Consider the following 25,710-nt stretch of genomic DNA (forward strand, 5'->3'; position numbering starts at 1 on the left):
ATGAAAAAGTTACTTCCTAGTGTAATTCTGCATATTATCTATGCTATTTTATTTTGTATGTCATCTTGCGCCTAATTAATTATAAAATCAATAATCCATGCCTAAATATAAAAACACAATTTAAGATTTATAATACAATTTTTAATTTACATTATTAGATAAAGTAATGAATACTATTCACCTATTACTCTGGGCATCAAGTATTGCTCTTCAATCATTATTACTATCAATTGAAGAGACTTGATTTGAGCCCAACAGGAGAAGTAGATAAAGAGGGAAATCCCTCTATTTGAAGATAAACATATCCCGCCTTAGCGAAGTACTAAAAATGTGTTGAAATATCGAATAAATAGTATGCAATCCAGTAAATAAATCGCTTAGATAAGTTTACAGTCTGTAATTGTGATCGACAGAGATACTGAGACAGAAAGGCAAAAGAAAAGCCTCAATTATGAGGCTTATGGATAAGATAAATTATGGTTGAAGGAAATTCTGCGTGAAATCGAGCGCCTCTTTAGAGAGCTTTTTTTCGGTGGACGATGTGGTTGTCTGTCCCTCCGTCGTTGCGGTCGTCATGTCAGGCTGGAAGTTCGGCGCCGATGCTTCATCCCATGCGTTAGCATCGTCTTTATTTTCGTCACTCAACACCGCGTTAAGCTCCTCCTCTGCAGGAAAATACGCTTCGCGTTTGTACACCTTGTTCAGCGCACGAATAATGGAATGCTTTCTCACCATCCCTGACGCAAGCTTTCTTTGCAACGGTTTCGCTATGGATTGCAATCCAACGACGACATCAACACCAATATTGGTTGCCACTTCGTCACGCAACGTACGCGCTGGCTGATACCCCATATTGGCAGCAAGAAACAACCAAACATAAGCAATCGCATTGCCTGTTTTACCTTTGTCCTTCCACGCTTCGCCAGCATGATACATCGCCTCGGCGCTACCACCTTCTGCGGCTCTTTCAAGCCAATAGCAGCCTTTGACCATGCTTTTTTCTGTACCAACACCATTTAGGTAACATAAGCCAACTTGGATTTTTCCGTCCGCACTGTCTTTTTCAGCCGCTTTCATAAACCAATAAAGCGCATCTGCACTGCGTCCTGCACTATTGTCTGGTGAAAGTTGCCATTCACCCATGTAAAGCATGGCATCAATGCAGCCTTCTTCGGCTGCAGTTTCAATCAGTTGGTTACCTTTGGGAATATTTTTTTCCGTTCCGCGACCAAAAACCAACGCTTTGCCTGTCGCAAATTTCGCTTCGGTATCCCCTTCCATTCCGGCAATGGCGGTACGCCAAAAGTTTGCCTGCTCTTTTAAAATCACATCTTCACGCATGCGCTCACTCAAGCGAACAATACCGTACATTCCCGTCACATTGTCCAACTTAGCGGCTTTATCATACCAATACAGCGCTTGACGAATGTTGTCCTTCTCAGCTTCTTTCGCTAGAAATAAAATGGTGGGGATATGTCCGGTTTCTGCTTTGAACTCACGCTCTTTACGCTCTTGCTCTCGCGCTTTTTGCATCGCCTTTCGATAAGCGGCTTCGCGAGCTTTCCTCTCTGCCTCGAGTCTCTGTTTCCGCATCGACAACGAGATCATCCACACAAATATCAGGACGAGTGAAAGGCCAGTTGCCGCAATGGCAATGCCCATACTACTCATAAATAGCCTCTTTTGGTTTCAGGGCCCAATTCATCTCCCTCTCAGGGAAATCTTAAGATTACGCGCCGACATAACGCCGACTACCTTCATTATATAACGACCACTTAGCGAAAATCTGAAGCTTGCCAAGACTTAATGGCGCTATTTTATTCAATATAACTGCAACTTATTTTTAATTAAAAAATATCACTGCAAATTTTATAGAACTTAATCACGGTTTTGGGGCTGAGATATTCTCCTCCCCTATCATCCCCCCTTGCTCCTCCTATAAAAATTTACATTTTAATGATGTGCAGAAGCTCTCACTATGCGTCTGTTTTATTATTTAATTTGTGAACAAAATCGACTGTGACAGAAAATTTTCACTTGTAAAAAACTTAACTGCCTGCTCTCACATTTTGCTGATGATTCAGTGTATTAGCATCTGGTTGAACATTTCCTTTTTCGGCATCTGCCTTTCTAGCGTGTGCGAAACCTTCTTGATGACTGAGTCAGCGAAGGCAGCGCGCAGCTCAATATCAATTCAATAACAATGGATTTGTAAACGTGGACAATAAGACATTTAAATTATCAACAATTGCCAAAACCGTACTGCCTTTGATTTCCGTCGCAGTCATCAGCGGTTGTGGTAGTGACAGCACGAACGAAGATACGACGAACCCAGGCTCAGGCTTGTACCCTGCGGGAGAGAACGAGGTCATCATTTATTACAAACGCGATGTGGCGTCCGCTTCAACGGCCAACGACTATGAAGGTTGGGGCTTGCACCTGTGGAACGGTGAAGGCTGTACCAGCACAGATTTAGACGCAATGGGCATTCCTAGCACAGGAACGGATTGGTCGGAACCGCATCCATTCGATGGCATCAACGACACCTACGGTGCTTACTACGTACTGAAAGTGAACCCAGATGCCTCTGACCCACACGAATGCATGAACTTCATTCTGCACAAAGGTGATGAGAAAGCATTCGGCAGTGCAAACTCAAAAGTGGAGCTGACGAAAATCGGCGAATCTAAAGGGTTGTTTGGCTTCCACGGCAGCAGTGAGCTTTACTACGAGCCAATCGAAGAACGCCCTGTTGATATTGATGGTCAAAAAGCGCATTGGCTAGATGCCAACACCATCGCGTGGGAAGCGGCGGCCAATGCGGATTCCATGAAGCTGTTCTACAGCCTCAGCAACGACATTAAAATGGATGAAGACAAGCAAATCTCCGGTGGCACGGCGGTTGAGTTGACGAAAGCAGGTGATTTATCTGATGGTCTGAAATCACGCTTCCGTCACCTTGCTAGCCTCCAAGCTGCAGGCATTGATGTCGATGACGCGACCCTACGCACGATCCTGAAGTCACAAATCGTTATGGTAGCTTACAACGCAAATGGTGACGTCATTTCTGCAACTGAAGTGCAAAAGCCGGGGGTTCTTGATGCAGTATTTGCCGATTCCAAGGCAGGTAACGCGATTGGTCAAGAGCTCGGCGCGATTGTGGAAGGCGGTGCTGCAACCTTCAAGCTATGGGCACCAACTGCTCAAGATGTTGATCTTATTATCTACGATGAAAACTTAGCGGAAGAAGCTACCGTTGCAATGACAGAAGATCCAGCAACAGGTATCTGGGCTTCTGAGGCACAAAGCAATGTTGTTAACAAATACTATCGCTACCAAGTTAAGGTGTACCACCCTACAACTGGGGTCGTTGAAACGCGTTTGGTAACAGACCCATATTCAATGAGCTTGTCTAAAAACTCGCGATACTCGCAAGTGGTTGATTTAGATGACCCAAGCTTAATGCCTCAAGATTGGAATAACTACGCGCGCCCAACGGTTAAAAAAGACGAAGACCATGTCCTTTACGAGTCACACATTCGTGATTTCAGCTTTAATGACAGCAAAGGCACGCCAAGTCTTGATGGCAAATATCTTGCCCTTACAGAACCTGAGCGTGAGTCTGTTTCTCACTTACAAGCCTTAAAAGATGCAGGCCTAACAACGCTGCATATCCTACCAGCATTTGATATTGCAACCGTGGATGAAGACGCCGACAAACGAATCGATATCACCGACACCGTGGGTAAACTTTGTGGCATCAAGCCAGAAGCGTCCATCTGTGAGACCGAAGACGACGGCAAAGTGATTGAAGAGGTATTAAACAGCTACGACCCAACAACGGGCAAAGCACAAGCGTTGATGAACGATCTTCGCATGCTAGACAGCTTCAACTGGGGTTACGACCCATACCACTACACCGTGCCAGAAGGCAGTTATGCGACCGATCCTAACGGTTCTAAACGTATCCTTGAGTTCCGCGAAATGGTTCAAGCGACGCATAAAATGGATCTGAAACTGGTCATGGACGTGGTGTACAACCACACGAATGCATCCGGTGTGAACGAAAAATCAGTACTGGATAAAATTGTCCCTGGGTACTACCACCGCCTAAACGTCAACACTGGCGGCGTAGAAAACTCAACCTGTTGTGATAACACCGCAACCGAGAACCTAATGATGGGTAAACTGATGGTTGACTCATTGATGGTGTGGGCGGATGACTATAAAGTCGATGGTTTCCGTTTTGACCTTATGGGCCACCAGCCGAAAGATGTCATGGTCTACGCACTTGAAAAAGTCCGTGAAATTGATCCGAATACTTTGTTCTACGGCGAAGGCTGGGACTTCGGTGAAGTTGCGCAAAACGCTCGCTTCGATCAAGCGACACAAGTCAACATGGCGGGGACAGAAATCGGTACTTTCTCTGATCGTCTGCGTGACGCAGTTCGTGGCGGAAGCCCGTTTGATGGCGGTGTAGATTCTGAAGGTAAGCACCCACTTCGCTTCAACCAAGGCTTTGGTAACGCCGCTTACCCGAACGAAGAAACTAAAACTGATGCAGAATCTGTGAATGGCCGCCTACACAACCAAGATCTGGTTCGTCTAGGTATGGCTGGTAACTTAGCTGACTACGTCCTTCTGGATTACAAAGGCGAAACCAAACTTGGTAAGAATGTTGATTACAATGGTGCTCCAGCAGGCTACACAAAAGTGCCATCAGAGAACATTTCCTACGTGTCTAAGCACGATAACCAAACGCTGTGGGACAACAACGCTTACAAGATTGCGACAGGCACTTCATCTGCTGAGCGAGCACGAATGCAGTCTGTATCACTATCAACGGTGATGCTAGGTCAAGGTATTCCGTTCATTCACATGGGTTCTGAGCTATTGCGATCTAAGTCAATGCAGCGTGACTCGTACGATTCTGGTGACTGGTTCAACCGTGTATTCTTCGATGGAAGCGACAATAACTGGAACGTTGGTCTACCACGTGAAGACAAAGACGGTGCAAACTGGGAGTTGATCAAAACCATCGTCGGTGACAGCACGGCGAAACCAGACTCAACGGACATCGAGCTGACGAAGCAACAATTCCTAGAGCTACTAAAAATCCGCAGTACAAGCGAACTGTTCCGCTTAGACACCGCGCAAGAAGTGATGAATCGTGTTGATTTCCGCAACGTGGGCCAAGACCAAGTGGAAGGCTTGATTGTGATGTCTATCGACGATGGTACATCAGCGGGTGCCGATTTAGATTCGAACTACGATGCTGTCGTGGCCGTTGTGAACTCAACATCAACTGAGAAATCTTTCAAAGTTGCTGGCGCAACTGGTTTCGAGCTGCATGAAGTTCAACAAAACTCTGCGGATGACATCGTGAAAGGTGCAAGCTTCGCCAATGAAACGTTCACAGTACCAGCACTGACAACAGCGGTATTCGTACAGCCACAAGACGGCGCGCAAGGTGCAGGCCTACCAGTAAACACGGACAATAAAGACGTATCGAGCATTCCTCCTTACGGCGAAACTGTGGTTTACGTCAAAGGCACCATGAACGAGTGGTCAGATAGCAGTGACTGGGCGATGACCTTTATTGGCAATGGCATGTACTCTGTAACTGGCGTTCTTGAAGCTGGTGAACACGAGTTCAAATTTGCGGATTCAGGATGGGCAAATCCAAACATCGGTTGTGATGCTGCGGATTTGGCTTCTGGCTCACTAGACTTAGGCTCTGCGGGGAACTGTACGTTGTCTGTCGCTGAAACTGGTAAGTACAACTTCACTCTGAACGCGTTACATGTTCAAGATGAAAGCGTAGAAAAACCTGTCGTTTCAGTGACGAAGTCAGCAGATGCACCAACATTCGGTGAAACAGCACTTTACCTACGTGGCACTATCACCACATGGGATACTCCAGCGCAAGACTCAACTGCGAAGTTCAGCTATGTAGCAAATGACGTTTACTCGCTAGACATTGACCTAGCGGCGGGCAACTACGAGATGAAAGTTGCGAGCGCAGACTGGGCAGCAGACACCAACTTCGGTGGAGAAGGCAGTGTTGAGCTTGGTAAAGCGCTAACGATGGAAGTCGGTGGCGGTAGTGCAAACCTCAAAATTGCGATTGCAGAAGCGGGAAATTACAACTTCCACTTCAACGCGGCTGACAAGTCGGCGCCAATCGTGACGGTAACGAAAAACTAGTTTCATTTAAAAACATCCGTAATGAAAAAGGGGAAGCATCGCGCTTCCCCTTTGTTTTGTTGGCATCACTAAATGGTGGATACCAAAATCAAGAAGGTGTTAGTTTCCCCAAATCTGTTCAACAAACTCTGGGTGATCAACGAATGGATTGCGATTGCCCTGAAACTCAAACACTTGTTGATTGCGGTTTTGTTCTTTTTCACTAACGGGATCATTTTTGTGCCAACGCTTCAGCATGTTTAACATCCAAGGTTCAAAAACTGTTGAACTTGAACCATCAAGGACAGCATCCGCATTGCTTGAATTGCCTTCCCAGTTACCTACAACATTTTCATAGCGGGTTGCTATGTAGAAATAGGCACGAGCAAAGTCGCCTTTGAACTCATCGATCGGCTCAAACACCGTACCGGAATAACCTAGGCTAGTACTTGCTTGACCAAGTTTAGAACCATTACTAGACACGTACGTCGCGGTGCCCACTTCACCAAATGGCCAGTTACTGCGCTTCGCATTCACATAGCCATCGGTCGCAAACAAATGGTGACCATCTGAGTTCATCGGTTCAACTTTACCGCCAAACCAGCTTTTCGGGAACGAGTGTTCACGGTTGTAGCAATCCCCTTCTTGGCTATATTGACCACATTGGTCTGTCACTTTCGTGAAGCTGATAGCATCACTGCCCGCAGGTTTCTCTGAATACATATCGAGAATAGAGCCATCATTTTCGTAATAGCGATCAATATCAGCATCTTTTACCAAGGTCCACACCGCAGAATAACCTCGGCTAGTGTGGTTGTTGATGATGTTAAACAGCGCCGTTTTTAGAGCGTAGCCCGTCTTGCCAGACGCCGCTTGGTAGTAACCATCAACTACTGGTGGGGTCGTGGTTGAGTCACCTAACGTAAAGTCGGTGGTTTCGCTTTTCGCAAATTCAGCGCCAGAGGCAAGTGTATTATCCCCCACCTTCAACGCGTAAGACCCCGAACCATTGCCACAGCAAATGCCGTCGCCATAGCTGTCTTGAATCGTAAATTGGTAGTTACCATCGGCTAAACACATGGTCTTTTCAATAGTGGTTGACGACTCATACCCCTGACCAGAGAAAAGCACTTGCGCTTGGCTATTTTTCAACTCCCAGCTAGTTTCTGAGCCATAGTTGTCCGTCGTGAGTGTAAGAACCACTTCATGATCGCTACAATTTTCTACAGGAGGTTGTGTACTTGTCTCGGTCGGTTGAAAATTATCGACGTAGACAACTTCTGAGCCATCAAACCCGGCCTCATCATAAAAACGCAACCCGACATTGATGGTCTTGTTCGAACTCGCAGTATAGTTATGCGCCAGCTCTTGCCACTGGTTTACCTGCTGCGGATCTGAGTAATTGTGATAACCATCAACCACCAGACGTGCTTTTACATTTCCTTCGGTGTGATAAACCGAGACAGAAAACGGATAGGTTTTCCCTTGCTCCACATTAATGGTTTGCAAAAGGTCAGTGTTGCTTTGGGTACCTGTATTCACGACGACTTGAGCAGCCAGGCCGCCCGATTTGATTTGTTCGCTGCTTGGCGACACCGCGATGCCAGCGTCAATCACTGACCACTGCGTAGGCGCACTGCCATTCCACTGTTCAAAGTCACCATTGAGAATTTGGCTATATGCAAGCGGAGAGCTAATAACAGCAAGAAGACAGAGGGGTTTCGTTATGGATTTCATTATACTTTTCCATTAGTTATGTAAATCCCAAACACGATAAACATATTAGTAAGGCATAAGTAATCCTTCGGTCACACTTTTACGCTGCACAAGTGTTAATTTACTTTTTAATGTGCAGCTTATCTCACAAATATCTACCTGCCGAAAACAAACGCCAATGCAAAAAGCGAAGCAACCTGTTGGCTACATCGTTGGAAAACCATTAAGGGAAAAGTAAAACGGACGGAAAAAAGCCAAGTGTGCGCCTATGGGGGTCAGCAACAACACTTGGCTTGTGTATGAGAAAAGCTTCTGGTCAGCTCAACTGATGAGCGGTGATTCTGGATACTTCCTAGGGTGTAACCGCAAAGAATCGACCTTGTAATGGCGACATCGGAATTTGATATTGACCATTGCTTGGCGTAATTTTTTCATTCGTGAGCAGATCCACCAACTCACCAGTACTAACACTTTCCTGATTAAGAATAATTGTTCTCGCGCTTTTCGAAGTGTTTAGCGCAAACAGTACTTTGTCTGTACCAGATTGTTTCAAGTCCACATAACTGCCGTTACTCGCAACTAAATTCGTGCGTGACCCCTGATACAATGCTGGGTGCGCACTGCGCATCGTCATCAGCGATTTCACGTAAGCTTTGAGATCGGCTTGGTTTGCGTCAAGTGTCGCCGTCACACCTTCAATTTTTGCACTGCTGCGCGCAACGTGATCATCGCACAAACCTTGAATGGCGCAGGTGTTGTTGTCTTCTTTTGCGGCAAAACCATCCACTTGATCCCCGATTTCATCGCCGTAGTACAGCGTGATTGGCCCAGTGTAGGCAGCTTGGAAGGCAAACGCAGCTTTATGGCGTAACCAATATTCTGCATCATTCACATCCGCCAAGTTTCCGCGCTGTAACAAGTCACCAAAGCGCACTAAATCATGGTTGCCGATCATCAAATTCGGTTGCGCATGCGTTGGATATTGGTTGTGTGTGCTGTAGCCGTTGTCTAGCCAATCCACACCGCGACCACCCACGCCACTCTCATTCACGGCCAAAGTTTCTACGATGCGATAGCGCATCGGGAAGTCAAATGCAGAGCACAATGCTGGATCGCTGTTCGATCCATACGCCTCATTCGCGATCTCAGACTCCCCTTTCCAAATCTCTGCCACCATGTAACCCAACGGATTCACTTGTTCGCCTTTGCTATTGGTGTACGTGACACCTTGCGAGGCTTCATCGACAGCTTTACGAAGTTGTGTCCAAGCGTCTGTCGGAACTTGATAGGCTTGATCTAAACGCCAGCCGTCAATCTTGAGTTCTTTGATCCAATACGTTGCTACCTCTTTGTAGAAGTCGAGACTGGCCGGGTAATCAACGGGGTTACTCGATCCCGTTGGCAACAAGCCGGAGGGAGATGGTTTGATCAAACCATCTTTGTGATGACCAAATACGCCATCAAAAAACACGTATAAACCGCGCTTGTGTGCTTCTTCGACTAGAGTTTTCGCGGTCGCTAAATCACCAAATTTTGGGTCGATCTTAAAGTAATCTGTCGCAAAATAGCCCGTGGCGTCCAAACGATCGGCCCAGTGATCTTGTCCTGCTATCGCTTCAGACTCAAAAACTGGCGTCAACCAAATCGCGTTCATCCCTAAATCTTGGATGTAATCGAGTGAATCAATCACCCCTTGCAAATCGCCATTATGATGACTGGTGCCATAGCCCGTACCGTGACCAATGCTCGCATCGCCATCCACAAAACTCTCGACCATGATTTGATAAGTACGAAGTTGGTTACTTTGCGCCATGACATTGGCTTGGCAAGCATAACTGGTATCCGGTAGCGGAGTGCTGCTATTAGTATCGCCACCACCAGAAGAATTACACGCAGATAAAGCACCAATCACACTTAACGCAAGCAGCGATCGATACAGGCGATGGTTACGTCGGACGTTACGCATTTTACTCTCCCTAACTTACTCAAATTAAGTAAAAACATTTGAGTAATAAAATTAACCCCAACATGCCTCCCATGTAGGGGTTAATAAATAAAAACAGATTTTAAATAACTGAATGGAATATTATTGACACTTATTTACCATAACATGAAGAGGTTTGCCTTTTCCTTCAAATTGAAGGCTCCAGACATATTTCCCGTCTTCTTTAATATCAACTGAAGTATCTGTACCGTAACCACCAAATGTTAATGGTGTTAATTCTCCAACGTTCATTCGATTGCCTTTTGCGGTAAATTGTGGGAACCACAATTCGGTCGCATACTGCATTTTGTAGGAACCTACTTTTTCCTGAACCACAGCTTGGTAGAAGTTATTTCCTTTGTAGGTGTATTGACGTTGAGGCACGTGTTTCCAGTCGGAATCCGCAAACGTACCCACCACAAACAATGGTTTAGAAATTGGTCCTTTCGCCGTGCTATCTGGGTTGTCACACGCTTTCATAAAAGCAACCACTTCGTCTTGAGACATATTCACAACAGGCTCTGCGGCCGCTTCTGGTTCTGCTGTCGATTGACAACCAACTAAGGCAACAAGTAGGGCAGCAGCAAGAGAGGTCTTCATCATGTTCATTTCACGTAATTCCTTTTTAGTATATCCAAAGCAAAATAAACTCAACGTTTAAAAGAAATATTAATCGTTATTAAAATGGAAATATCAAACGCTAAATAAATAGCGTCGGATTGCGAATTTAAATTACTTCGAGAAGTTCATTTATTTCCTAAGTACAAAAAATAAGTTAGGAACTGTCAATAATTATTGATCTAACCAATATAAAAAACAAAACAATAAAAATAATTATGTGAATAAGATAACTCTATGTAGGGGTATTTTTATTGGTTTATATTCTATGAAAAAAGGCCAGCATTTTGCTGGCCTTTTATATTCAATTATTTTTTATTTACGGCTTTCACAAACACTTGTTGCGCACCTTCAATACCCAGTTCTTTTGCTTCATCGAGCAAGGTGAGTGCTTTCGGAATATCGTTCGCTGCGACTGCCGCTTCAATTGAGCTGTGATAGTAGCTAGTGAGATCCGTACCTTGAGGAATGTTGTCGTTTTTCGCAACAATCTTGGTATTCACGATATCATTTGCGGATACCGACAAACGGAACTGACCCAGTGGGCTGTGTTTCGCTAAAGGGTCTGCAATATCTGGCGGCTGAGTGTGGCGCGCCATGGCGAAGGCTTTTGCAGGATGCAGAACTTGCGTACTGCCTTTTAGATCAGCGGAAGTCGTGTACACCAATACATGCAGATCGTTACCTGTCATGTCTGGAATCACATTGAGATCAAGTACGAATTTATCGTTGTCCAACAGTTTTGCTGGTTCGTACTTAAACTTTGAGAAATCTGCTTGGTAAATGGTTTCTCCTGCCGAGTTCATCACTGCGACATTAGGAGCATAAAATTGAAGTTCTTTACTTACGAATGTCTCTAATTTGATATCGAGACTGCCACGGTTGCCCGGAAGAGCAAACGCTGCAATAGCGCCAGCACTGTTACCATCCAACAGCATTTGGCTTTTATCAGTCAAAGCGAATTCAGTAACCACAGGTACATCAACCGTTACCCATTGAATATCACCCGATTGAGTGATCACTTGTTGCTGACCTTTTGGACTCATCTCTACTTGTTCTACGGACGCACAACCAGTAGCCAACATGCCCAGCAGTACGGGAGCAAGCCATTTTTTCATTACTGTCTACCTCGACTCTTTATTGTTTTTTAAATAAATACAGCCAGATAAGTTCTGGCTGTATCATTCTAGGACAATTTAGGACTTAGTGGTTAGATGATTACCACCAAGCTTCAGCTTGTACACCGAATTGGAACGTATCGTCTGAACGACCGTTGTCAAATGTGTTAGAGTTGTCTTCTTTGTCAGCCGTTAGGTAAGAAGCGTAAACACGGATTTCAGGACGAGCCCAGAAGCTAGAACCAGCAGACCATGCTTGAGCAACAGTTAGCTTACCGTATTTGTTTTCGTCGCCGTCGTTATCGTCGATAGCGTAACCAGCTTCGAAGATAGTTTTGTGGTTGTCATCCCATTTGTACATTGGACGAACTACAACAGACATTGTTTCCCACTTGTCTTGGCCAGCCCACATGTCTTCACCAACACCGTAAACTAACTGGTGACCCATTTCCCAGCTGTCACCCATGCCGATTACACCCCAGTTGATTAGGCGGTAACCAGATGCACCGTTATCAGCTTCTGCGCCGTACCAGCTACCGTCGCCGTAGAATGCCATTGTTTTTGAGTAGCCTTCAGTACCGTACTGAAGCACTGTTTTGTTGAAACCAGCGTCTAGACCTTGAGTCAATTCTGCTGTGAACATTACGCCGTTTTTCGCATCTTTAGTGCCGTTTGGCGCAGCGTCAGTTTCGTTAAGGATTGCGTAGTTCAAGCCCATTTCTAGAGAACCGTTGTCCCATAGAGGAAGACCTGCATAACGTACGTCTAGAGTGTTAACGTTTGTATCGCCGCCATCGTTACCTGGATCTGCGATATCGCCACGGTCGTTACGAACCCAAGCGAAAGAAACTTTACCTGGACCAGCTTCGATACCTTCAACACCAGCGCCCGCGCCAGAGATGTTCCAGTAGTAGAAGTCAGAGATATGAATGTCGTGACGTTGGTAGTAGCGCTTACCAGCCCAAAGTGTTGCTTCTGGAGCAAAGTTTAGTAGGCCTTTAGCTTGAACGTTGAATTGACGTAGTGCGAATTGTGCATCGTCAACACATTTCACTTCGCCGTTATCCAAACCACAGTTAGCAGAAGTGCTTTCCCAGTCGTTTGAACCATTAGAAGTCATTGCAACCATAGAGTCTACGTAGAACGTTTTGCCGTTGTTGTTGTAAACTTCTTTACCTAGTTGAATCTCGCCGTAGATATCGCTTTCATTACCTAGACGACCGATCTTGTTCTTTTCGAATGTTAATTGTTGACCACCGTCAGCGTTCACGCCAACGCCAGCACGCATGTAACCGTGGAAATCCACTGCGAACGCAGAACCAGCAGCTAAAGTTGCAGCCACAGCAGCAGCAATTGCACTTACTTTTTTCATTCTTAACTCCATTAAGGGTATTTATAATTCTGTCTTCCCTGCTCACTCTTTTAGGTGAATATAGGCAGTAAAAACACACCTAAAGAAAGAGAGGTAAGATGGGAACGAATCCCCGTTTGTTTCAACAGTTATGAGATTACCCGAGGCGTACAAGGATGACTTCCTCCGCCCCAAACTAATTTAGGGGGGATGAGAAGGGAGTAGAAAATTTACCGAATGGTGTTTTTTCGAGTCAGATCACCAATCTAGGGAGGAATTAGTAAGTTTATTCGGTTTTGAGCCGCTACAAAGTGATAGCCATTTCATATTTTTGACTCTAAGCCGTCACATAAAGTAATTAAATTACATGAATATTTTTATATTTAGGGTGGTTGACCTTAGTAAGACAAAGTTTTTAACTTATAGTTTCCTAAAGGTAGCAATAAATATTAAATAAAGTATCTCCGATGACACGACTTCTCTCTCGCCCTTACCCCTTGGGTGCAACTGTAAATAAAGAAGGTTGTAACTTCTCTATTCACGCTCCGGGGAATAAAGACATAAAACTCGCCCTGTTTGCAGACGATGGCAGTTACGCGCTTCATGATTTACCGAATGAATACGCTGGCATACGTCATACTTTTATTCCGGATATTAAGCCGGGGCAAAAATACGGTTACCTTGTCTCCCACAAGGAAGAGCCACTATTAGTTTCTGACCCTTACGCAAAGTCAATTGATAAAGCCCTCCACTACCACCCTCCCTACTCTCCAGCCAAAAGTTTCGATATGCCGAAGTGCATCGTTATCGAAGATAATTTTGACTGGCAAGATACGGATCATCCGCGTATACCCAGAGAAGAGATGGTGTTGTTTGAGACACACGTCAAAGGGCTTACCCAACTTCACCCAGAAGTTGAGGACAAGCTGAAGGGGCGCTATTTAGGTCTTGCATCACCTAAAATGCTGGCCTTTTATGAACAGCAAAACATCAACACGCTGCAATTGCTACCTGTCGCAGCGTGTATGCATGAGCCTCACCTACTAGAGATGGAAAAGGTCAATTATTGGGGATACAACCCTTATCTCTTTATGGTGCCCGATCCGCGCTACGCAGAAAAAGACGCCGTCACAGAGCTCAAAACAACGATTCGAGAACTGCACAAAAACGGCATCGAAGTGATTCTCGACGTAGTTTACAACCACACCGCAGAGGGGGGGGAAGGGCCTACAATTTTCAACCTGAAAGCGCTCGATTCCCGTTTTTACATCAAACATGGCAACCACTTCGCAAATTACACTGGTTGTGGCAACACGGTCGATCTCACCTATCAACCCGCTTTAAACCTTGTGATGGATACATTGCGCTACTGGGTTAGCGAATTTAAAGTCGATGGTTTTCGTTTCGACTTAGCCGCAACGTTAGGGCGTCAAGGCGATGATTACAACCCAGAAGCAGCTTTCTTTAAAGCCGTTGCGCAAGACCCTATTTTGCGTGAAACCAAATTGATTGCCGAACCTTGGGATATTGGTCCAAATGGCTACCAAGTGGGTAACTTTCCATTTGGTTGGAACGAATGTAATGACAAACTGCGTGATATTTCCCGCAGTTTTTGGCGCGGTGATCAAGGCTATTTAAAAGAGTTTGCCACTCGATTAATGGGCTCTCGTGATATTTATAGTGCAGCGAACTGGCCATACAAACTCACGGTGAATTACATCACGTATCACGATGGCTTCACACTGCAAGATTTAGTGTCTTACAAGCACAAACACAATGAAGCTAATGGCGAAGAAAATCGCGACGGCCACGGTGACAATCGCTCAGAAAACTACGGTGTCGAAGGCGAGACAGAAAATCTGATGATCATCGCCACGCGTGAGAAGCAAAAACGCAACCTTATTGCCAGCTTGCTGTTTGCTTTTGGAATCCCACACATCCTCACTGCTGACGTGCTGTCTCACACCCAAGGCGGTAACAATAATGCCTATTGCCAAGATAACGAAACCAGTTGGCTTAACTGGGGAGAAACGGAGCGTAAGCAACATTTCAAAACGTGGATGTCGCAAATGGTCGCCAACCGAAATCAATACATGGTGCCATTTATCCGAGCTTTCAGTGGCGAAAACCGCAATAACAACCGCATTTTCTGGCGCCGAACAGACGGTCGCTTAATGGAGCATGATGATTGGAACCGTTTAAGCTCTGTCGCACTTCACCTTGGCATCGGTAAAGAAGGACAAGAGCTGGTCTATCTCATCAACCAAACTAACGCTACAGCGCGCTTTAAGCTCCCCAATGAGCGAAAGCAAGAATGGGTAACGATCTGCGACACAAACGTACGTAACCTTAACCCAGGGCATGCTGAAGGCGAGGTTTTGCTATCACCTACTTCGATGGTAATTTTGCACTACCAACCAAACCAAAGCACACCAAAAGGTGAGCAACCGCATAGCTAAGTTATAAACGTTCCAAAAAAGCAAAGCCGATGCATCTCTGTGCTTCGGCTTTTTTATTGGTTAGATTTACTTAACTCATTATTCGCAAGGTGGCGCTAGGTGAATCAGAGCCAATCCACCCAGTGACGTCTCGCGGTATTTCTTGTTCATGTCTTTGCCCGTTTGGTACATGGTTTCAATCACCTTATCCAACGAGATCAAACATTTACTATTACGCTTTAATGCCATGCGAGAAGCATTGATCGCTTTCATTGCACCCATCGCATTACGCTCAATACACGGCACTTGCACTAAGCCACCAATTGGGTCACAAGTCATGCCTAGTGAGTGCTCCATGGCAATCTCGGCCGCAATACAAATTTGCTCATTGCTGCCACCACGTAGCGCGGTTAAGCCAGCAGCCGCCATAGAAGAAGAAACACCGACTTCGCCCTGACACCCCACTTCGGCACCCGAGATAGACGCATTGGTTTTGTACAAGATGCCAATCGCACCGGATACAGCAAGGAAGTCTTTAAGCTGTTTGGTATCGAGCTCTTTGATGAAGCGATGGTAGTACATCAATACCGCCGGAATCACACCCGCCGCACCATTAGTTGGCGACGTTACGACTTGTCCACCAGCCGCGTTTTCTTCACTCACAGCAAAGGCAAACAGGTTAATCCAATCCATGATTTCCATTGGATCGTTTTCGATTGCTGCATTTGCTTCAAGCTTCTTCAACAAGTTAGGCGCACGGCGGGTCACGTTCAAGCCACCATCCAAGATACCTTCTGTCTCAAAACCGCGCTCCATGCAACGCGTCATCACACGCCAGATCTGTTCTGCGCGTTGATTGATGGCTTCCATATCCTGAAACGCTTGTTCGTTTTTCAGAATCATGCCGCCGAGGCTCATGCCGTTCTTCTCAGCCTGTGCCAACATTTCGTCCGCGCTGGAGAATGGGAACTGAACGTCTACGGGTGCAGTCGCACTGCCATTTTGCAATTCATCCGCCGTTGCGATGAAACCACCACCGATAGAGTAGTAAGTTTCAAACCCAACCTGATTGCCGTGCGCATCTAACGCAGTAATCGTCATACCATTCTCATGCAGAGGAAGGTTCTCTTCATGGAACAACATGTCCGTTTTGTAGTTGAATTCGATTTCATGACGGCCATCGACAGACATCATGCCCTCTTCAATCGCCTTGCGCATCGCTTTGTTCGCAGAAGCGATTTTGATGGTATCTGGTTTGTTACCTAACAGACCCAAAATCGTTGCACGGTCAGTATGGTGACCAATCCCCGTTAACGAGAGTGAGCCGTATAAATCGACTTGAATACGAACCACTTTTGCCAAGTTCGATTCAATCAAACGAGTGAAGTGGTAACCCGCGATCATTGGACCATTGGTGTGAGAGCTAGAAGGGCCCACACCAATCTTGTAAATATCAAAGATGGACAGCATAAACTTACCTATTACGACAATGCAGCATAAAGCCAATCTGGGAGAACCATACAAGCGGCGATGGTCGCCACAGCGAACCCCAACAGCCCGTAATGGCTTGCGGTTGGCTTTGCAAAAAGATGTTTTTGATTATTGATAAAGACTTGTTGCTCGGCAGTCACAGCGCCCCAACGACGGCTCACTAACACACCAAACAAAAGGAAGACGAACGTACCAATTGGCGCGAACCACGGCCAAGCCACGTCGAGATACATCGCAGTAAACACCGCAATCACACTCATGATACTGCCAACGATCACGCCTTTCTCATTAGCTTTCGCCCAGAATAAACCAAGCACGAATGACCCCAAGCGGATACCAACAAAAATAGAAGTCAGACTAGCGATGGTTTTGAGTACCGATTCATTCGATACCGCCAGAAGAGCTGGCACTACCACCATGGCTGCCGCGAGCAAACTCATCTTCCTTGCGACTTTTTCGTAGTGCTCATCATCGGCACTTTTGCGAACGAAACGCTTGTAGATATCAAACGTCGCGACGGTCGCCATCGAGTTGTAGGTCGAATCTAAGGTCGACATTGCAGCCGCTGCCAATGCGGAAATGATCAAACCAACCACAATTGGGTTAGTGTGGTTGAAGACGAAATCCAAAATCACTTCGTTGCTGTTTTCAAACGATTGATCTTGATAGAAAACACTCAGAAGGACACCGAGTACCGCAAAGAATAAGTACACAAAAAACGCACCGTAACCACACAACAGCATCGACTTCTGCGCCGTCTTTTCACACTTCGTCGCTAGCGTGCGTTGGATGATCAGTTGGTTGGTGCCATACACACTCAGATGCAAAAAGCTCACTGCAACCACGCCTGCCCAAAGTGTGGTATCTACGCCTAAATCAAAGTCTAAGTTGATGATATTCAGGTGATCACGAGAAAGGTAATCTGCCGCATTTATCTCTGTCACTAACATAGCAAAGATGGCGATGCTGCCCGCAACTAATACTGCGGATTGCAACATATCGGTCCAGATCACCGTGGAAATCCCGCCAGCATAGGTATAGCAAGCAGTAAAAATACTAATGTAGATAATAGCTTCAGAAATACTGATGGGCAGAACTTGCACTAAGATCAGCGCCACGGCATACAAAATCACACCCGCAGAAATGCATTGCACCACAATAAACACTATCGAGTTGATGGTTCTTGCATACACCCCAAACCGGTGCTCAAGGTATTCATAAATCGAAGTCAGACCCAGCTTATAAAAGACAGGTACAAAGAAGATAACAGTGAAAAAGATAACGATGGGATAGTTAAGGTGAATACTCATCGCTTCCATGCCAGAGCTATAAACCCAACCAGGCATCCCTACAAACGTCATCGCACTAATGTAAGTCGCAAGTATCGAAACACCCGCCGTAAACCAGCCAAATTGCTTTCCACCCGTTGAAAAGTCGCCACCATTGCTGTAGCGCTTATTCACTAAATAGCTGATTAGTATGGTAATTGATACATATAAAGCAATCACCACAAAACTTGAGTACGTAACCATTTTGAGGTTTTCCTAATTCTGGGTAGCTAATTATTATGCCCAGATATTACTTTAAAAAGGCACTTTCAAACGATAAACCCACTGTAAGTGTGATTATTATCACTAATATAGGCGAAAATGTATTCAATATCGCCAAAAACACCAATTAGTGAGATCCTTATCACTAAAAACCAAATAATGGGTACGCATTCATTTTAAAATTGATTTTGATCACGGATCTAATAACCTTAAAAAAACTATGATTCACACCGACACGAAATCGAAGATGATCCAAATAAGATCGTGTTCATTAAGTTTGAATAGCAACAAATCCTAAGTGAAATAGAGGTTTATCGGTCATGAATGCCAAAAGACACATGAGCGAAGTTCCTATGATTCAAAGGGTAGCTGCCTATCTAGCGATACTGGTTGGTTACTTTTTCTATTGTTATAACTTTGTAATTATTGACTACGTACGCCCATACATCGTTGAAGCGTATGATGGTATTAGCCTGTCAGACACTGCCCAGTTCTATACATGGCAGTCGGTTGGTGCACTTATCGGTGCATTGAGCTGTGCTTGGTTCGCAACAAAATTTGGTAAGAAATCCACTCTTATTACCATCACAGCCCTAAACGGTGGCGCAACGATCATCAATATGATGTTCACCGACTACACAACATGGGCAGCAATGCGTTTCATCATTGGTTTGTCACTGGGTGGTTACTTCACCGTAGCAGTGAGCCTGATGATCGGCCTATTTACGCCAACGGTACGTGGTAAGTTGACGGCATTCGCGTCTTCTATGTTCTCTGTGGCACTGATGGTAATGGGTGCGTATGCAGCATTTATTGCAAGCATCGATGCACCATGGGAAAGCCTAATGCTTGTTGGTGGTATCCCACCATTGGCAGCCGCTGTGGTCATGATCTTTGTGCTACCTAGCGACAGCAAAGTGATCGCTTACGGTGAAGAAGAACAAGCAAAAGCGGAAGAATCAGACGCACCAGCGAAAACAGGCTCTTGGGGCGAAATGCTAAGCAAACCTTACCGTAAGATCACATTAACGTGTCTATTGCTGGCTGGCCTTAACTTCTACGGTTTCCAGTTCTTTGGTGGCTTCGTAACGACTTACCTACGTGATGTACGTATGTTCGACGGTGCAACCATCGGTCTCATCTTCTCTATCTCAGCGTTTGGCTCACTGTTTGGTGCGTGGTTCTGGGGTTGGGCGGCTGACAAATTCGGTCGTAAGGTGAACGCATTTGGCTTCATCCTCGCGGGCATCATGGTTTCAATCTTCTTTGTTGCACCTGGCGACATGGTGATTGGCGGCCTAAACATGCTGGCTCTACTTGGTCTGATTTACAACTTCGGTCTGTCTTCTTCAGCGGTATGGGGTGGTTACTTCTCAGAACTGTTCCCAGCACACCTACGTAGCTACGGCGCGGCGCTATTCCACGGCGGTCGTATCCTCGGTATGTGGGCACCAATGGTACTTATCTTCATCCAAGAGCGTACCGACCTACAAACCGCAATGTGGGGTTCACCAATCGTATGGATCATTGCTGGTCTTCTATGGCTATCACTGCCAGAGACACTAAAAGGCGGCGTGTTCGATAAGAGCAAAAAAGCCGAAGCAGCAAAAGCGTAACTGAATTTAAAAAACTCCGGCTGGCTCCCCGGCCGGATGAAAAAACTTAATTTCGAGTCCTGTTCCCAAAGCCGACTCGACAGCAAATAAGAGAGTTTATTATGTCTAAATATCAAGAAGCGAAACGCGTTGTACGTGAATACTTCAGCGCAATGGAAAACGCAACTCACGAGAACGTGGCAGAAGTACTAAAAGCACACACTTCAGAAGATTACCTATGGCGTGGTGTTTACCCATTCCGTGAGCAACAAGGCGCTCAAGCAGCGGCTGACGTTTTCTGGGCTCCTTTGATGAAATCAATGACTCGCATGCAGCGTCGTCAAGACATCTTCATCGGTGGTGAGAACGAAGTAACATCAGGTGAAATCTGGGTAATGAGCATGGGTCACTTCATGGGTCTATTCGACGCTGAATACCTAGGTATGCGCCCAACTGGCAAGATCATGAACATCCGTTACGCAGAATTTAACTGTGTTGAAAACGGTAAGATCACTAAGACTGGCCTATTCCTAGACCTTCTAGGCGCGATGGACCAAGCGGGTTGTTACCCACTACCACCATCAACAGGTAAGCACTTTGTATACCCTGGTCCTCGTAACCACGACGGTCTACTGTTCGAAGACGCAGCACCAGAAGAAGGCGTAGCAACACTAGCACTAGTGAACAAGATGGTTGATGACCTATCCGCACTAAACGACAGCGGCGCAATGGGTTGCCCACCAGAAGTTCTTGAGAAGAGCTGGTCTAAAGACATGATCTGGTACGGTCCATGTGGTATCGGTGCGTCTTACACAATCCCTCGTTACCAACAGCAGCACCAATTGCCGTTCCGTAACAACCTAAAAGACAAGAAGTTTAACGGCCACGTATGTCGTTTCGCAGAAGGTAACTTCTCTTGTTTCTTCGGCTGGCCAAACCTATCTAACACACCAATCGGTGGTTTCCTAGGTATGACAGGTGGTGAAGTACGTGCAGACATGCAAGTGGTTGACGTTTACTACCGTGACGGCGACAAGCTATCTGAGAACTGGGTACTGATCGACCTTCCTTACTGGCTAAAACAGCAAGGTCTAGACGTATTCGAGCGTACTCAGCAGATCCTAAACCCTTCTCTATAAGAAGTACTAGGGGCGGATTGTCAACCCGCCTTTATGTTGCCTGAATCCCCCTCTCGGTTCAGGCAACATGCTCCCAACTCGTGCCTCAAGGATGGGGCACAACCTCAAGATAGAACCCTTATTCACAACGGGCACGAACGCACGGTGGCTTTCTGCGCCCTAAATAACGAGATTGATGATGAAAAAGTCGACCCTTTCTGCAGTGATTTTAGCAGCGCTTACTTCTAGCTCAGCCTTTGCTGCACACACTTTTGTTAATGACGCTGGCGACAGCCTAACCATCGATGGCCGTTTCGATCTTCGCTACCAAGACCGTGGCGGTGATGACAACGGCGAATGGAACAGCGGCAGCTCACGTTTCGGTTTGAAAGGCCAAATGGGTCTGGATAACGGCTGGACTGGTTTCGGTCACGCGGAATGGGGCTACAACTCTGGCGCGAACGGCGACAACATTTACGACCGCTTGCTATACGCAGGTGTTGATCACGAAAAATACGGCAAGATTGCTGCGGGTACTAAGCAGTGGTCTACCTTCTACGACGTAGCATGGTACACCGATTTAGGTCGTGTATTCGGTACTCGTGGCTCAGGTGTTTACAACTTAGCTGACTGGGGTATCGCATCCGGTGCTGGTCGTGCGGAAAACTCAATTACGTACCGTAATTCCATCAATGAAAAAGTGAGCTACGGCTTTACTTACCAAACCACGCGTGAAGATGTTGCTCTAGCAAGCAATGCGACAGCCTCACTGAAAAACGGCATGGGTGCATCGATCACTTACAAACCGGTTGATGGCGTAACACTGGGTGCGGCTTACCATCAAAATGAAGTTGCGGATCTAGACGCAAGCGTAGTTGGCGTAGAAAACGGCGACAACATGCGCATCATGCTATTGGGCGCAAACTACAGCAACGGTGGCTTCTACGCAGGTGCGACTTTCCACGTTGGCGAAAACTGGGAAGCAGTGAGCCAAGGCGGTACGGACGTAATGTTCGATACCCTAGGTGGCGAAATCTACACTTACTACCACTTCGACAACGGCCTACGCCCAACGTTGAACTACAACTACATGGAAGATCGTGGTGACGAGACACAAGGTTACGAGCGTAACTTGCTGATCCCTGGTCTTGAATACCACTTCCAGAAGAACAAATTCCTAGTTTGGACTGAATACCAGTTCGACCTAGGTAAAGATCAGTACGATAGCAGCAAATTCGAAAACCGTGATGATCAATTCGCGGCAGGTATTCGCTACTACTTCTGATAACCACGAGATAAGTTATTCCGGTTACGTAACTTATTCGATTTAGTGGAAATGAGAAATAAGAGCAAGCCTTACCTTTTTGGGGTAAGGCTTTTTTCGTATGCAAAACATGAAATGTGACTTGGGTACTACCCAAATTGCGCCACCAAAGACAATCTAACCCTTTATTTAACTAAATCTTGCTTATTTCTCTTTATGACTACGTACCTATTTGTGTTAACCTAGTCACAGTTAAACTGACTTATGAATCCACTCACATGAATCCTGCAAAACAAACCGTAACATCGAAGGACGTTGCCAAACTGGCTGGCGTTTCTCAATCTACTGTATCGCGTGTGTTTGTTCCGGGCAGCTCAGTGTCAGAGAAGACCAAGCAAAAGGTCTTTGAAGCTGCGAAAGCCCTAAACTACCGTCCAAATGCTTTTGCACGTAGCTTGACCACCAACGAATCTAAGTTGATCGGTTTGGTATTCCCCGATGCGGATTACCCTATCCACATGAAAACACTCCAATTGATTTCAAGTGAATTGCAGAAGCAAGGCTACTCAGCAGTGTTGATTCCATGGCAAGTGGATGATGAAGACAACCACTCAATCCCGAACATCTTCCAATACCGTGTAGATGGTGTCATTGCCGCTTCCGCTACCTTCAACAAATCACTGTATGAAGAGTGTGAAGAGTTCAATATCCCTATCGTTCAGTATGCACGCGTCGTAGAAGGCACTAAGAGCAGTTACGTTATCAGTGACAACTACGAAGCTGGCCAACAAGCCGCGCAACTTCTGCACAAAAGTGGCGTGAAGAATGCGGTTTACCTGACGGGTGAAGTGCCAACCTTTACCAACGACGAGCGCCAAAGCGGCTTCTGCTCTGAATTTGAAGACCTAACTAGTAATACGCCACGCATCGTTGAAGCCACTTATGATTACGCTAGCTCACTCGACAAAATCCGCGAAATACTCGCTGATAAAAACCGACCAGAAGCCGTGTTCTGTGCGACCGACAACCTTGCAATGGCTGTTATGGATATTGCGCGTATCGAATGCGGATTGAGTATCCCGCAAGACTTACAAGTCATTGGTTTCGACAATATTCCGCAGACAGAGTGGTTGAGTTATCAGTTAACCACATTCCGCCAAGATTTTCGTCGTCTCGCTCGCGAATGCGTGAAGATCATTGTTGACCAAATCAATACTAAAAACGGTAGCTTGGTCAAAATGATGGTACCAGTGAAACTAATCGAGCGGCAGACAACGAAAGCTTGAATGACTAAAGCCAACCATTCGGTTGGCTTTTTTATTTGCTTTTGCTCAACCTCAATGGTCCATTTAGTGTTGTAAGCATTAATGAACCTCTGTACATTTATGAGCTATTACAGTATGTGAACCAAATTAAAAAGGCGTATAGTCCATATGGCTACTTATCTTTACACACGTTACTCGCCAAAGAATCGAGCTTATCAAGAGCACCTCGGTGTCCTAAAAGCGTTCGTGCCTGATGCCCAACATTTTGAGGATAAGGTTCGCGGTTGCATGCCTCCAGCAGAACGAGAAGCTTTCCAACAGCTACTCAATATCGTCAAAGCAGGTGATACGATTGTGCTCTGGTGGCTAACGGCATTTGGTCGAGATTTTAGTCAGGCGTTAAATACAATCAAAGTGTTACTAGCAAAAGGGGTCACACTGAAAACCGTTTGTGAGCCACTCACATTTGAACCGGATTCTGTGCAAACTCAAACGCTACTCACCGTGTTATCTGGATATGGAAAAGTGCAGACTGAACATCGCCTGTTTGCCGCAGAGCAAGGACGGCAAGCCATTAAAGATCAACCAGATTTGTGGAAACAGAAATTTCGCGGACGCCCAGCAGACAAAACTAAACACCAACAGATCGCAACGTTGCTGTTAGAAGGCTATACGTTGAAGAGTGTTTCGGAGCAGTGTGATGTCAGCCTATCTACCGTAAAACGCGTCAAATCTAAGTTAAATGAAGTGGATGATGAAGGCTGCCTCAGAACACGAAAGCAAAGAGGTTATTCTGATGGTGATCCATCATGAGTCGCCCAATCAACTTTCGCACTATCTTACTCGCCTGTCTTATTATCAGTGTTGGCCAATTGAGCATGGGGCTTGTTATGCCCTCTTTGCCATGGATCGCAAAAGACTTTTCTATCTCCCTTGATCAAGCCCAACTGCTCGTGAGTATTTACTTACTCGGTTTTGGTCCCTCTCAGTTCATTTACGGTCCGGTATCGGATGCTTTGGGTCGAAAAAAAGTGCTGCTGACGGGCTTGCTCATCGCGATGTCTGGTCTATTAATGATCATTTTCCTCAGTGACACCTTCACAGGCATGGTGATGGGGCGTTTTCTACAAGGCTTAGGAACTGGGTGCTGCGCGGTACTTGCGAGAGCATCGACTCGAGATAGATTTAGCGGTGATGAGCTCCCTGTCGCCATGTCTTATATCGCTATGGCAGCTTCGATCACGCCACTCATTGCGCCTGTGATTGGCGGCTTTATCAACTTCCACTTTGGTTGGAGTATGGTGTTCATTTCACTGTTAGGTTATGTCTCACTCGCTTGGGTAATCATCGCCTTTAAGTTTACAGAAACCATTGCAAAACGATCTGTTATTCCGTCACCACGCAACATGCTTTTCCAGTATCGAGACTTGGTGACGTCACGTTACTTTATGAGTTTTGCCAGCATCAGTTGGTTAAACTTCAGCCTGATGATAACGACCGTGTCCGTGATGCCATTTATCATGCAAGACCAAATTGGCATGACATCCGATCAATACGCAATGTGGGCACTCATTCCCGCTTTAGGTATGTTAGGCGGTACCACGATTTGTAACCGAGTAAGGCCAATTATCGGCAACAAAAGAATGCTACTTTGTAGTCCATTCTTGCATCTCAGTGCTGCAATATGGTTGTTCTTCTGCCCGGTAGAACCGCTGTATTTAATGTTGGGGCAACTATTAATGATCTTAGGTAACGGCATTGCTCTACCTTGCGCGCAAGCCATGGTAATGCAACCCTACAAAAAGCAGGCTGGTGCTGCAGCAGCCATGTCTGGAGGTGGACAAATGATCGTATCCTCATTGGTCAGCTTAACATTGGTACAGCTTGGTTTAAGCCAAGCCTGGCATCTATCAATCGTTATTGTGGTGTTTGCAGCAATAACGCTCACCAACATTCTACGAGGTTTTGGAGCAGAGCAACCTTCAGAACAGTAACGAAAAGACTTACTATTGTCCT

At 45.8% G+C, this 25,710-nt stretch carries 16 protein-coding genes; 8 read left to right on the plus strand and 8 right to left on the minus strand.

The features are described from left to right. Positions 1–474: 474 nt before the first annotated feature. The gene (locus L3V32_RS13485) at positions 475–1,671 is read right to left on the minus strand and encodes a tetratricopeptide repeat protein (RefSeq protein WP_046875696.1); all 1,197 of its coding nucleotides are present in this window, start codon (positions 1,669–1,671) and stop codon (positions 475–477) included. Positions 1,672–2,217: 546 nt separating this feature from the next. On the opposite strand from L3V32_RS13485, the gene pulA reads away from it, so the two are divergent. Continuing rightward, complete coding sequence (gene pulA / locus L3V32_RS13490; protein WP_237284491.1) at positions 2,218–6,207, plus strand: pullulanase-type alpha-1,6-glucosidase; 3,990 nt, start codon at positions 2,218–2,220, stop codon at positions 6,205–6,207. A gap of 99 nt (positions 6,208–6,306) precedes the next feature. Here the strand turns inward: pulA and L3V32_RS13495 are convergent, their stop codons facing one another. The 5 genes from L3V32_RS13495 to L3V32_RS13515 all read right to left on the minus strand — a co-directional run bounded on the left by L3V32_RS13495 (position 6,307) and on the right by L3V32_RS13515 (position 12,994). Continuing rightward, on the minus strand, positions 6,307–7,923 hold the full coding sequence (locus tag L3V32_RS13495) for an endonuclease (protein WP_237284492.1): 1,617 nt from the start codon (positions 7,921–7,923) through the stop codon (positions 6,307–6,309). Positions 7,924–8,254: 331 nt separating this feature from the next. Then, positions 8,255–9,868, minus strand: coding sequence for an alpha-amylase family glycosyl hydrolase (locus L3V32_RS13500; protein WP_124008127.1), 1,614 nt, complete (start codon positions 9,866–9,868; stop codon positions 8,255–8,257). 120 nt (positions 9,869–9,988) lie between these two features. After that, positions 9,989–10,495, minus strand: a complete 507-nt coding sequence (locus tag L3V32_RS13505) for a hypothetical protein (protein ID WP_006740821.1) — start codon at positions 10,493–10,495, stop codon at positions 9,989–9,991. Between the two features lie 317 nt (positions 10,496–10,812). Then, a complete protein-coding gene (locus tag L3V32_RS13510) occupies positions 10,813–11,622 on the minus strand; it encodes a MalM family protein (RefSeq protein ID WP_005398230.1) in 810 nt (269 codons plus the stop codon). 100 nt (positions 11,623–11,722) lie between these two features. Next, positions 11,723–12,994, minus strand: coding sequence for a maltoporin (locus L3V32_RS13515; protein ID WP_006740823.1), 1,272 nt, complete (start codon positions 12,992–12,994; stop codon positions 11,723–11,725). A gap of 446 nt (positions 12,995–13,440) precedes the next feature. Between L3V32_RS13515 and glgX the strand changes: the two genes are divergently transcribed. Beyond that, positions 13,441–15,432 carry a glycogen debranching protein GlgX gene (gene glgX, locus L3V32_RS13520; protein WP_237284493.1) on the plus strand — a complete coding sequence of 664 codons (1,992 nt, stop codon included), beginning with the start codon at positions 13,441–13,443 and terminating at the stop codon, positions 15,430–15,432. 78 nt (positions 15,433–15,510) lie between these two features. Here glgX and L3V32_RS13525 read toward each other — a convergent pair whose 3' ends face one another. Beyond that, positions 15,511–16,881: an L-serine ammonia-lyase gene (locus tag L3V32_RS13525; protein ID WP_237284494.1), complete on the minus strand. Its 1,371-nt coding sequence runs from the start codon at positions 16,879–16,881 to the stop codon at positions 15,511–15,513. 11 nt (positions 16,882–16,892) lie between these two features. After that, a complete protein-coding gene (locus tag L3V32_RS13530; protein WP_237284495.1) occupies positions 16,893–18,434 on the minus strand; it encodes a sodium:solute symporter in 1,542 nt (513 codons plus the stop codon). A 338-nt stretch (positions 18,435–18,772) separates the two neighbouring features. On the opposite strand from L3V32_RS13530, the gene L3V32_RS13535 reads away from it, so the two are divergent. The 6 genes from L3V32_RS13535 to L3V32_RS13560 all read left to right on the plus strand — a co-directional run bounded on the left by L3V32_RS13535 (position 18,773) and on the right by L3V32_RS13560 (position 25,688). Next, positions 18,773–20,068: an MFS transporter gene (locus tag L3V32_RS13535; protein ID WP_237284496.1), complete on the plus strand. Its 1,296-nt coding sequence runs from the start codon at positions 18,773–18,775 to the stop codon at positions 20,066–20,068. Positions 20,069–20,169: 101 nt separating this feature from the next. Then, on the plus strand, positions 20,170–21,186 hold the full coding sequence (locus tag L3V32_RS13540) for a nuclear transport factor 2 family protein (RefSeq protein ID WP_005374772.1): 1,017 nt from the start codon (positions 20,170–20,172) through the stop codon (positions 21,184–21,186). A 178-nt stretch (positions 21,187–21,364) separates the two neighbouring features. Continuing rightward, entirely contained in the window at positions 21,365–22,450 is a 1,086-nt protein-coding gene (locus L3V32_RS13545; protein ID WP_237284604.1) for a porin, read from the plus strand. Between the two features lie 257 nt (positions 22,451–22,707). Continuing rightward, positions 22,708–23,715, plus strand: a complete 1,008-nt coding sequence (locus tag L3V32_RS13550; RefSeq protein WP_074190328.1) for a LacI family DNA-binding transcriptional regulator — start codon at positions 22,708–22,710, stop codon at positions 23,713–23,715. Positions 23,716–23,862: 147 nt separating this feature from the next. Next, positions 23,863–24,507, plus strand: coding sequence for a recombinase family protein (locus L3V32_RS13555; protein WP_109169267.1), 645 nt, complete (start codon positions 23,863–23,865; stop codon positions 24,505–24,507). Next, positions 24,504–25,688, plus strand: coding sequence for a multidrug effflux MFS transporter (locus tag L3V32_RS13560; protein ID WP_237284497.1), 1,185 nt, complete (start codon positions 24,504–24,506; stop codon positions 25,686–25,688). Before L3V32_RS13555 ends, L3V32_RS13560 begins: the two co-directional genes overlap by 4 nt. Positions 25,689–25,710 lie beyond the last annotated feature (22 nt).

Source organism: Vibrio sp. J2-4, from assembly GCF_021728155.1.
Classification (GTDB): domain Bacteria; phylum Pseudomonadota; class Gammaproteobacteria; order Enterobacterales; family Vibrionaceae; genus Vibrio; species Vibrio diabolicus.